This is a genomic window from Litchfieldia alkalitelluris, from assembly GCF_002019645.1.
GTDB lineage: Bacteria > Bacillota > Bacilli > Bacillales > Bacillaceae_L > Litchfieldia > Litchfieldia alkalitelluris.
Genome location: NZ_KV917374.1, coordinates 2,525,407 through 2,537,791, shown reverse-complemented (window position 1 = coordinate 2,537,791; position 12,385 = coordinate 2,525,407). Strand labels below are relative to the sequence as shown.

Annotated in this window: 9 protein-coding genes; 1 reads left to right on the top strand and 8 read right to left on the bottom strand. The window is 36.2% G+C overall.

Features of this window, described 5'->3' with window-relative positions:
* The 6 genes from BK579_RS11540 to BK579_RS11510 form a co-directional block, all read right to left on the bottom strand.
* Complete coding sequence (locus BK579_RS11540) at positions 1–1,104, bottom strand: YqgU-like beta propeller domain-containing protein (RefSeq protein ID WP_204524707.1); 1,104 nt, start codon at positions 1,102–1,104, stop codon at positions 1–3.
* A 725-nt stretch (positions 1,105–1,829) separates the two neighbouring features.
* Positions 1,830–3,023 (bottom strand): M14 family metallopeptidase, encoded by a 1,194-nt coding sequence (locus BK579_RS11530; RefSeq protein ID WP_078545679.1) that lies wholly within the window; start codon positions 3,021–3,023, stop codon positions 1,830–1,832.
* Between the two features lie 232 nt (positions 3,024–3,255).
* Entirely contained in the window at positions 3,256–5,148 is a 1,893-nt protein-coding gene (locus tag BK579_RS11525) for an LTA synthase family protein (RefSeq protein ID WP_078545677.1), read from the bottom strand.
* Positions 5,149–5,989: 841 nt separating this feature from the next.
* Entirely contained in the window at positions 5,990–6,943 is a 954-nt protein-coding gene (locus tag BK579_RS11520) for an ROK family glucokinase (protein WP_078545675.1), read from the bottom strand.
* A gap of 24 nt (positions 6,944–6,967) precedes the next feature.
* On the bottom strand, positions 6,968–7,177 hold the full coding sequence (locus BK579_RS11515) for a YqgQ family protein (RefSeq protein ID WP_078545673.1): 210 nt from the start codon (positions 7,175–7,177) through the stop codon (positions 6,968–6,970).
* A gap of 171 nt (positions 7,178–7,348) precedes the next feature.
* Complete coding sequence (locus tag BK579_RS11510) at positions 7,349–8,818, bottom strand: spore germination protein (RefSeq protein ID WP_078545672.1); 1,470 nt, start codon at positions 8,816–8,818, stop codon at positions 7,349–7,351.
* A gap of 320 nt (positions 8,819–9,138) precedes the next feature.
* Here BK579_RS11510 and BK579_RS11505 point away from each other — a divergent pair, with 320 nt between their 5' ends.
* The gene (locus BK579_RS11505) at positions 9,139–10,020 is read left to right on the top strand and encodes a hypothetical protein (RefSeq protein WP_078545670.1); all 882 of its coding nucleotides are present in this window, start codon (positions 9,139–9,141) and stop codon (positions 10,018–10,020) included.
* Here BK579_RS11505 and BK579_RS11500 read toward each other — a convergent pair.
* Positions 9,992–11,542 (bottom strand): rhomboid family protein, encoded by a 1,551-nt coding sequence (locus BK579_RS11500; protein WP_078545668.1) that lies wholly within the window; start codon positions 11,540–11,542, stop codon positions 9,992–9,994. The genes BK579_RS11505 and BK579_RS11500 overlap by 29 nt on opposite strands.
* A 72-nt stretch (positions 11,543–11,614) precedes the next feature.
* Positions 11,615–12,334 (bottom strand): HAD family hydrolase, encoded by a 720-nt coding sequence (locus tag BK579_RS11495; protein ID WP_169891123.1) that lies wholly within the window; start codon positions 12,332–12,334, stop codon positions 11,615–11,617.
* Between the last annotated feature and the right edge of the window lie 51 nt (positions 12,335–12,385).

Here is a 12,385-nt window from a genome sequence, read left to right as displayed (position 1 = left end):
TTATAATTTAATAAACTCAATGATTTTTTTACTTTTTAGATCAATGATTTTTTCGAATTGATACCCATATAACCCATACTCACCATTTTCTGAAAAACTGATTGGTAAGCCTTCTATCCCATGGAATAATGACGTTTCTGCTCCATTTTCCAAAGATAAGGAAATGAGTTCAAACCCTTGAGAATAGGTATCTAAATCTCCAGCGCTGTAAGGCCGGAACGTGATAAAGTTTTGCTTAGTTTTATTATAGCTCTGATATGGAATAAACCATCCCGAATAATTTGACAATAATGGAAACGAATATTCATATAGTTTCTCACCATTCCTAGTTTTACTAAAACGATAAAAACTAAATGCCTCCTTATCTTCATGCATCGAGACCGTTAATAAAATATCGGAAAATGTTGAGAAGGAAACGATATCATCTAACAGCTTCTTCTCTTCTCCTGTTTCTATCTTATAACTATATAACGGAGCTGAAAACGATGGCTCATCTGTTTCCCAATGCATATAGCCAATTGTGTTTTCATCAAGCCATTTAACAAAAGGTTCCTTAAGCTCAATCGAGGTTATGTTGTCGGTTTCTGTATTAATGAGGTAGGATTTATAGCTCCAGTCCTTCAAGAACGTCGTAACAATTAATTGACTATGATTATAAGGATTCCATGAATACTCAAGGTCAAAAGAATCAACTTCCCATTCTAATACCGTTTTACCTTTTCGGTCAATAACAACGATGTTTGCCTTATCACGTGATTTTGACGTATGTAATAAAAATAATGAATGGTCTTCATTTGCTTTCATTGACAGAATATGTGAGGTTGTTGAAAAAAACTCTTTTTTAGTTCCCGTAAAAAGATTATAGTGATAAACGGAAGACTTCTCCATATCATCGACTATATATAAAATACTTTCATTATCATACCATCCACCAACTGTATTAAAAGCTTCCCCATTCATGTCAAGAGTCTGTATTTCTTTTGCAATTCCAAAAAACTCTACAGGTACTGGCAGTTTTTCCAATACTCGTTCTTTTCCATATGGCACATCACTTACCTCATACAGCTGATGAGAAGAATTACATCCTACAATGAAAAGAATCATTGATAGCACAATTACCCCTTTGGTCCTCAATCTCACCAACCTATTCACCTCTTTATTTGAAGTTCTCTTCTTTAATAAATAATCTCAAAGAAAAGAAACGCCTAAAATGGCTGTTAGAATACATTCCTTCCTAAACCCGAAGATTACTAATCAGCTCTTACTTAATAATACGATTATGAAGGCAAAAAAGTTTCATTTCAAGTGCTAATATTCAGTATTTTAATAAATATTTTTTTAGGTTGACACTGTTATCCTTCACTATATTTATTATGATAGTCATAGAAAGTCGATTATTTTTTCTCTTTGACAGCTTTTCCTCTTTACACCCTCAACCTGTCTGAACCTCACTCCACTTCGGACAGCTTTTCCTCTTCTCACCCTCAACCTGTCTGAACCTCACTCCACTTCGGACAGCTTTTCCTCTTCTCACCCCCAACCTGTCTGAACCTCACTCCACTTCGGACAGCTTTTCCTCTTCTCACCCTCAACCTGTCTGAACCTTACTCCACTTCGGACAGCTTTTCCTCTTCTCACCCCCAACCTGTCTGAACCTCACTCCACTTCCGACAGCTTTTCCTCTTCTCACCCTCAACCTGTCCGAACCTTTCTCAACTTCAGACAGAGCTTTCCTTAAACCTGTCCCACAACCTCCCCTAGACGCTTCACCCATAAAAAAAAAGGCATCACAAGCAGCATCAAAAGACTGCTACTGTGATACCCACCTTTTACATATACATTGATGCTAGAAATATCCCTAAGCTTTGCTGATAAATCTCATCAAACTGTGTTAATGGAAGAGGATTGACTCCTTCTCCCAGCTCCATGGTAAATCCAGGTCTTTTGTATTCCTGAATAAACCAATCCTTGTACCCAGCATGACTATCAACATATCGTACGGCTTTATAGCCGCTTGTTCGAGCAAATTCATTTACAATCGCTTGAGATTCAATTGGCTCTGCACCTTCATAGCCCCAATAGATTTCCTTCCCTTGTGTATGGAAAGCTAGAACTCTGTCAAAGCCACGCTTTTTGGTTAAGTCCTCCATCGCAATGACTTCCGGCTCAGTTAGCGGTTCATCACCAGGATAGTCTCTTGGTGCAGGAGATTTTGGCTCTTTGCGTTCTTTTTCAATTTCCCATTTTGTTGGGAATTGATTATTCAAGTCAACTCCCCTTATGTTCGCCTTCCAATCTTTAAAGTCGAGACTACCTTGGTTAATTTCTACAACAGTCGATTGATATGGCTCTTCCTTTGGAGGTCCATTTAATACGAGGTCTACTCCATCTGGGTTGACCATAGGAACAATTGATAACGTACATTCATAATAAAATGAATCCACGTACAGTCCTCTAATTGGTTTCATATTAGTTAAAGATAACAAATATTCATTGAGGAATTTCATAATGACTGCTGTTGTAATCCATTCATTTGCATGAAATGAACCATTCATATGAACTTTCTTTCTTCCTCTACCGATACGAACCTCAGGAATCCTCGATCCAAGCACACTGTCCCCAATATTCTTTTCACGTAAAAACGGATAAATGTCTAATAAAGCCTTTAAATCTTTCACAAGTGATTGATAGTCGTAATTCTTTTTTGCATCAACAACAGGTCGAACCACCCTTGTTGGAATGGTAATTTCTTGTCCAATTTTGAGATTTTCAGCATCAATATCCTCGTTCAAAAGAAACAAGGCATCGGGCAAGAAGTTACGCTCTTTTGCAAGCTGCCAAATCGTATCCCCGTCTTTTATTTTATAGGCCTTTGTTGTAAAACCAGGAACATTTAATTGAGATCCTACTTCTAATTGTTGAACGTTTAGTCCTCGATTTGAATCCTTAATTAGTTGTAAGGGTATGCCAAATAACTGACTATAGTACCATAAAGTATCTCCTACTCTCACTGTAACCTTCATTCGCTATCCCCTCTTTCATCCTTGATAAAAGCTATCCTAATAGATTAATAAATTTTTTAATGAGCTTACCAAATTAATAAAGGTTGAAGTACTTTTTAGTACAAACTCTACAAAATAAGCCTTCATCATACCATATGAGTAAGATGAGCAAATTATCACAACACAAAAATCATCTCATAAAAAACAAAAAAGCGTTCAAAAGGATATCCTTTTAGAACGCTTTTTAAAACAGTTATTCTTTTACCTCTGTATCTACCTGTTTATAAGAAGTACCATTATAGAATCGTAGTAAATCACCATAAACAATTTGATCTGAGTAATCTAATTCTTGAGCTGCTTTTTCTTTGTAAGGCTCACATTTAGATTCTTCAATTTCTAAGCCTGTTGCTTTATCATAACAAGTATTTTTCGTGTATACATAATCCTCTGTAATAAAACTACCGTCACGAAGGACTGTAAATGATAACTTTTGTTCTGAAAATAAATCAGATCCAAAATGCACATCATTTTTCGTACTAATTCCTAACATGTGTAAAATCGTTGGCTTTAAGTCAATCTGTCCAGATACCTTTGAGAACACCTCTGGATCCTTGTCAGTAACACCTGGGATATGAATAATTAGTGGCACCTTTTGTAATTGAGTAGACTCAAAAGATGTAATCTCTTTACCTAAGAATTCTCCCATTGCTACATTATGATTTTCTGAGATTCCATAATGGTCTCCATAAACCACAAGAATAGAATCTTCATAAAGTCCTTCAGCCTTTAGCTTTTCAATAAACGCCTTGAAAGCTTCATCCTGATAACGAACAGTCGGAATATAACGATTTAATGTACGGCTTCTTGTAGTTAGTTCATCAATCATCTTGTCTTCCTCATCTAGCTCAAACGGGAAGTGATTTGTTAATGTGATTAATTTTGAATAAAATGGCTGTGGCTGAGTTTTCATTAAGTCAACGGATTGCTCAAAGAATTCCTTATCCTTAAGTCCCCATCCCACAGAATTTTCTTCAGTAACATCATAGCTTGCAAGATCAAAGAAATAATCATAGCCTAAGGAATCGTACATAACATCACGGTTCCAGAAGCTTTTATTATTGGCATGTAAAACAGAAGAGTAATACCCATAATCCTTAATGATCTCAGGTGTTGCTGTGAATTCATTACTTCCGTGCGTAAAAAATACTGCACCACGACCTAGTGGATATAACGAATTATCTAACAAAAACTCTGAATCAGATGTTTTACCTTGTGCTGTTTGATGATAAAAATTATCAAAGTAATAACTCTCTTCAATAAAATCATTCAAATATGGAGTAATTTCTTGCCCATTTACTGTTTCGTTAATCACAAAGCTTTGAGTTGATTCTAAAGAAACAACGATGATGTTTTTACCATTCGCAATATTAAAAAGCTCTTCATTAGGTTTCTTTTGATTTGCGTTTAAATAATTTTCAATATCTACAAATGAGCTACTGTCAGCAAGAGCTCTTTGTGCTGATGATTTTGACTGTAGTGCAATATCGTAAAGATGATAATTGTAGGTACCAATGTTCTTAATCAACATCTCACGATCAAATGTACGTGTTAATAGCTGTGGTCTTTCAGCTTCAGCTAAACCTAAATTAAAGAAGAAAACTGCCATAGCAATAAGATAATAGTATCTTCTTTCTTTTTTCGTTACAGACTGTACCTTAATAAATGAAGGCTTTAAGAAGAAGATTGCTAGTAAAATAACCACATCCGCAAATAGTAATAAATCACTAAACTTAAATAATTCTGTGAAACTACTACCTAAATCCGCCATATTTTTTGTTTGAAGTAACACTGGAATTGTTATAAAGTCGTTAAAGAATCGATAAAACACAACATTTGCAAACAAAATTCCCGATGTTAAAAACGAAGCAACAATAATAAAGATGTTACGGCGCTTTTCCTTCATGAATAGGGATAATCCAAGTACTAGTAATAAGAAACTAAGGGGATTGATAAATAAAATGAACTCTTGCATCCAAGATTCTATTTTTATATCAAAGCTAGTTTTATATACAATATACGTTTTTATCCAGATGAAAATGGTTGCTAATAATAAGAATTGTAATTTGGGTAATGATGATTTACTCATCGTAATAAACCTCCTCGACTTTCCAGACCAAAATGGATTGAAGCTTTTTCCATAATAAGGGTTTTCGGCAAGACTATACACTATCTTAATACTTTTTTAACCGAAAATCAATATTTATAAAGTAGTAAAAAGATACAATAGTATAAGTCCATTTCTGCTTTTTATACACATTATAGACGTACAAGTTATGAGAAAGTTTCACTAAAATTAAATGTTTTAATAATCAGAATTTTCGTTTAATCGTCACAATGTTGTCACGCCAGCAATGTATCCGTTTACAATAGAATTCGCTTTTTTTAACTTTTTATTGTGAGTATAGATGTATTTTATGTTTACCCTGAAAAAAGAAAAGCGGAAGGCGCTCGTTCATCGGCGACAGGCATAAGACAAGACGTCTAGAAGGTTGCTCTTTAACCTTCTAGATGGATTGACTTATGACCCCGAGCCGATAGCGCCTGGAGCTAGACACCAAGCTAAGTATAAATTACTAACTTTTTTTATCCTCCATGGTGCGAATATTTCATTAGCATGGGCCTGAAGCGTAAACATTTTTTATTCACCATGGTGCCACATACTTATTTAGCATGGATGTCTAACCTGAAAAGTCAGGTTTGGAGATCGTCTATTTGGGGCAAATGCATCATGGAGGGACTATGATACACTTCCTCCTTGTTTTCGCTCAGGCAACTAGATCATAGGAGGCCTATGATTGTAAGCACCTAAAACAAAAGAGAATTCAAGGCATCTTGAATTCTCTCGTTGTTTTTAGAAGGGATATTCTTAAACTATCTTCTTTTAAACTGTCTTTAAATTTATTTTAAGCAAGTCGGTATAGACCCTTTTATAATTTCGTTTTTGCGATCCACGCTCCACCAATCACTCCAGCATCATTGCCAAGTTGAGCAATGGCTATTGAAGCGCCTTCGCCTACTCGTGGAAATACAAAGCGGTTAAATTGTTCACGGATTGGATTGATTAATTTCTCTCCTGCTTTTGAAACTCCGCCACCGACTACTATTTTTTCAGGATTTACACTGTTAGCAACATTTGCAAGCGCGAGGCCAAGGTGGAATGCTACATGGTCCACAACTTGCTTTGCAAGTTCATCGTTCTCTGCTAATGCATCAAACACCATTTTCGATGTCATCTGACCTGTTTGTTCATATTGAGTTTTTAAAATAGAGTCTTTTTCATATTCTTTCATCGCTTCGACTGCTATTCTAGAAATACCTGTTGCTGAAGCAATTGTTTCCAAACAACCAGTTTTTCCACAATTACATGAAGCACCACCTTCTGGAACAGAAGTGATGTGACCAATTTCTCCTCCTGCACCGTTTACACCATGGATGATCTCACCGTTTGAAATGATTCCACCGCCAACACCCGTTCCCAAAGTGACACAAATCAGATCCTTTGATCCATCTCCAGCACCCTTCCACATCTCTCCTAATGCAGCAATATTCGCATCATTGTCAATCACAGCTGGCAAACCGGTTTCTAGTTCCAAATGTGATTTTAACGGGTAGTTTTTCCAGCCTAAATTGACAGCTTCGTAAATTGCTCCTGTAGCAAAATTAACTGGTCCTGGCGCTCCCATACCAATTCCAGCTAATTTTTCTTTTGGTTGATCAAGTTCCTCAAGCTTTGCATCAATTGCCTTTGCGATATCGGTTACGATTGACTCTTTTATGGTATCGATTTCCCATTTAGCAATAAACTCACCATATTGATTAATAAACGCCATTTTTATTGTTGTTCCTCCGAGGTCTACTCCAACTAGCCATTTTTCATTCATCTTCATCCGCATCCTTTATATGTATTATTGTTTGTTTTGTTTATGTTTTTCAATTTCTATTTGCCCACGAAGAATTAAGACTGCTTGTTTAAATTCATTAGCATCAATTAACTTCGACTGATAAAGTTCCCTTACTTCATCCTGCATGATTTCTAGATCCGCAATACGGTCACCAACATAAATAAATGTACCGTACCTTTTAAGCATTTCTCGTATGTCTAGAATCGAATTCATTTTATCACCTACAAAAACTTCTAAAGAATAGTTGTACAATATTAGATTAGTCGAAATAAAACGCTTTATCAAGTATTCTTAGACGATAATTATGCCAACTCTTTGAATTCCACAAAAAAAAACAGTTGGTCGAATAATTAGACCAACTGTTTTACCTTATCTTATCAGGTTTTACTTATCAGGATCTTGTGGATGCACGATTCGCGGTCGTTTTCGTTTCAATGGAACTGGAGCGCGGAATAATACATTCATAAACTCTTTGAATGAAAACGGAATAAATGGCCATAAATATGGAACATTAAATGATTTCATGCTTGCAAGGAAGAGAATGAATAATGTCACTCCACTTACATATCCAATGACACCGCCAATTCCGGTTAATAAAAGTAAAATAATCCGGACAATTCGGTTTGCTAAACTTACTTCATAACTTGGAGTTGCAAACGTTCCAATTGCAGCGATTGATAAGTAAAGTACAACCTCGTTTGAGAACAACCCAACCTCTACTGCCACCTGTCCAATCATGATGGCGGCCACTAGTCCTAGCGCAGTTGCTAGGGAGGAAGGGGTGTGTATGGCGGCCATTCTCAGCATGTCTATACCAATCTCGATAATAATAAACTGTAGTAGAATAGGTACCTGACCAGTATCATTTGGTCCAATAAAATCCATGGTTTCAGGAAGTAAATTTGTATTTGTTGCAAATAAATACCATAAAGGCAGCAAAAAGATGGATCCCCATACAGCAAAATAACGAACAAATCTCAAATAAGCTCCAACAATTGGTTTATTCCGATATTCCTCCATATGCTGAAGATGATGCCAAAAAGTAACTGGAGTGATAAGCACACTTGGTGAACCATCTACCATGATAATGATATGCCCCTCAAACAAGTGAGCAGCAGCCGTATCAGGTCTCTCTGTATAACGTACAACCGGGTATGGGTTAAAGTGTCTACCTGAGATAAATTCTTCAATGGTTTTTTCTCCCATTGGAAGTCCATCTGTATCAATTTTTTCAATTGCCTTTTTAACCGATTCCACGTGTTCGGGATCTGCAATATCTTCTATATAACTGACAACCACATCGGTTTTTGAGCGACGTCCGACTTGAAGATATTCCATTCTAAGTGAGCGGTCTCTTACTCTTCTTCTAGTTAATGCCGTGTTAAAAACAACTGTTTCAGTATATCCATCGCGCGCGCCACGAACAACTCTTTCTATGTCAGGCTCTTGAATCCCTCTAACTGGATATGTTCTCGCATCAATCATAATTACATGATCGATTCCGTCAACAACAAGGGCCGTTGGTCCAGCTAAAACACCATCAACAACCTTATCCAAGTCATTTTGCTTTTCGACTTCTACGTATGGAATATATTTTTTTATTAATTTTTCTAATGTATCACCGTTTAAATCTTCTGGTTTCTGAGTTAATAAAAACTTTTGGAGTAAATGAAGAATGTCATCTTTAATCAGACCATCAATGACAAACATGGCCATATTTCGGCCAGCATACTCTTCCAATTCGATATGTAATATATCAAAGCTCTTATCAACACCAAGACTTTCCTTTAAGTATTCAACGTTTTTTTCTAAAATTGTAGAGGCCAATTTCGGGGCCTTAGGTTGGTTCTCCATAACACAACTCCATTCCTAGCAGAAGTGTATTAGCGCTTTCCACTTCAACATTCTTGCAGATGTAAATATTTCCTACTAGTCCATCATTGACCTAATTTGGATAAATAATACATAAAACTTCTATAAAATATAGTTGGTTTTTCCACAATACAAACTTAGGTCATATTCTCCGCTAGCTTCACCTTAATTCTGCTCGGTGTTCTGTCAAACAACATCTTCACTCCACTCAACAATTAAAATTTTCATCCTAACTTGTCTCATATTTAACATTTGCTTTTCATAAAGTGATAGAAAGGATGTCCAAGTGCGGGGGAATGATTATGAGAAAGCGTTTTATGTATATATCAACAATTGCGATAGCTGGTTTATTTGCCATCTTTCTTTTTTCGAACAAAGACCAAACAGAGGAAAGCATTATTTTCTTTCCCCTTGATCAATCAGTTCTTTTTACTGTGGCTAGTACCACGTTGACGTTAATTGATGAAAAAGATGCAGATGAGCATATTTTGGAATGGGATTCGACATCTGAATTAGACCGTGAAGTATATTTAAGGCAGGATCTTTCCTTACTTTTTGCGGATGGTCGATTGAAGGCAAAAACCTCGGAATGGGAAGATAACAGTAAGAAGATTGCTCAATATACAAAGATAACGGGTGAAGATAGCAGTCATTATGTCGCCGTTTCATATCATCATGGTGAAATTCATTATGATGATCAAAGCAAGATCACAAGTACACAAAAGATGAGTAGTGATTATTTGTACGTGATTGATTCTTCCTTTAGTCCACTAGAATCCTTTAGAGAACCAAAAAAATCCACTCACAAGGAGTGGAAGCATGTATTAGATCATGCAACAGAGCAAAATCGAGAATTTACGGTTGATAAGCTTGTTACTCATTTCAATATTAATCGTGATGATTATAATATTTTACCATTATCACATATCGCTAATTTCAATGATGCGACTTTATTTAATATGTCAAAAGAAACGTCACAACAAACGATCGGAAAGCTATGGGAAGGTCTCTATAAAAATTATTTTTTAGGAATTAAACTGGAAGACGGAACCATCGTGGATCCTATTGGAAGCTCAGAACCACATCTATTTTTTCATAAAGATTTATCACATATCCTTATCCTATTCGAAACTAGTGAAGGCACACCGGTTCAACTTATTCAGAACCTTCCGACAGATCGTTGATTTCTTCTAGGACGGAATGATAATCGTCATTGTCAGGGTCCAATGAAATGGCCTGCTCGATTGATGATTTTGCTTTATCATATTCTTTTAATTCTGTATACACTAAAGCTAAGTTATAATGACCTTCATGTAGATCAGGTAACTTTGATGTGACGATTTCGAGGTGTTTTTTTGCCTCTTCAAGCTTTCCTAGTTCGAACTCTGTATAAGATAAATAAAAATAATACTCCGCCTGTAAGTCTTTGTCATTAACCTCAGTCAATACTTGATAAGCTTCATTAATCTCTCCAGCTTCGATATGGTCCTTTGCGATCGTTACCGCATACCTTGGATCTCCTGAAGCTGGTTGAACCTTGAAGCCAAGATATAGCATACCTATTGTTAACACAAGCGTTAGTACAAGGGCAGCAAGCCTCTTCATATATCTCTTTTGCCTTGGCAAATGAACGACCGCTGAGGCAATAAAGCCTCCAACTAAGCCACCAATGTGACCAGCATTGTCTACAACAGGGACAATAAAACCAATCATTAAATTAATGGCAATCACTATTAATACATTAGAGCCCATCGTTCTAAAAAATAACGATGGATGAACGACTCCAAAAAATAACAAAGCTCCAAAGCAACCGAAAATGGCACCCGATGCACCAGCTGAAACGGATGGACTGAAAACAAAACTAGCTAATGTTCCAGCAAAACCCGCTAGCAAATAAATCAATAAAAACCTATATCGGCCATAGATTCTTTCAACGGCTGTTCCTAAAAAGTAAAGTGCCATGGTATTCATCAACAAATGAAACATCCCTATGTGGAGTACAATGGGTGCAAAAAACCGCCACCATTCTCCTTGTAAAATAAGAAAATTCTCTTTTGCACCAAATGCAATCAAATTTTCGGTATCCGTGCTTCCACCTTTAAGCTCTAATAACGCGAACATGATAACCTGAATAAAAATGAAAACGTACGTAAAATAAGGTTTTCCATATGTAAATATATCTTTTTCCTGTTTTACTCTTTGATTGGTCACCCCAATGACACGGTTTTTAAGTGACTCTATGACAGAATAATCATAAAGGAATCCTTCTGTCTCAATCGCTAAATCCACTTGTAGTAGAGCCGAAAGTGACTGAAGTGTTGTTTGTACATTCTCAGAATGAACGACCACTGTCTGAAGATTAGTTTGACCCTTGCTCCCTATGACTAGTGGTTCAGAAACACGATCACTCCATTCATCTACAGGCGGATACGTTGAAACATAAACATTTAAAGCATCAAGATTTCGTTTATATTGCTTTTTACGGACTGTATCCACTTTGCGCGCTGTATCTTCCATGTCGCGCTTCATCCAGTTCCCCCAATCAAGATCATAACGCAGCAATCGAATGAGGGAGGGTCCTTTTTTCTTAGCTGACTCTAACCATACTTCACTTTGATTTTGAGAAATCTGCACGATTCGAAATTGATGTACAACCACCAACTGTTCTATTGTTTTCCAATAAAGGTAATCCTGACGAAAAACCATCTCATCTCCCCTACCTAATACTCTGTTTTTCTTTTATTGTACCTTGAATATCATATCACTGTAAAAAATGAGCTACTTTTCGAGAATTGATATGATTTCATTTATGGTGTTACATTGAGGAACATGTGGGACAGTTTTTTGCGCTTTCTCCCCGCGTGTATTAAAATAAATCGCATCCCACTCTGCACTGATAGCTCCTTTTATATCTAATTCCCAAGAATCCCCTATATATAAACTTTTATCACCAGATACCTTCATGTGCTGATTAACAAACTGAAATATAGATTTATCAGGCTTAGCGAGCTTTAATTCCTCAGAGATAAAAATCGATTTTTCTTTAAAAAAGGTATTTAGTTCTAAAGCTTTAATTTTTGCTTGTTGAATCTTAGTTCTTCCATTTGTAATAATGCCAAGAGGGCCATTAAAATGATGGCGAAGATACAAAAGTAGGTGCTTAGTCCCCTTAAAAGGAACGATAAAATGGTGGACATTTTTGTTGAATTCAGTCTGCAAACAATTTGCGACTTCAATTTTGGCAGGAAGACTTAGTTCGTTCATTGTATCAAGAAAACGATTTTCATAATATTGCTCCTTCGTCCAATGCTCCGTTTCAAACTTGACCCAATCGAGATCACAATATTTTTTAAAAGCAGGAAACCATTCTTCACTAGTAATTTTATAATTAAACTGAACTGAAAGCTTCTCAAAACAATGCTTCATGGTACGTTCAAATGTTCGCTCATAATCAAACAGTGTATTATCCAAATCAAAACAAATTAATTCCCACTTCACAATAACAACCTCTTTTATATTTGACTATCCTAACAAACTTTGATGAAGCTT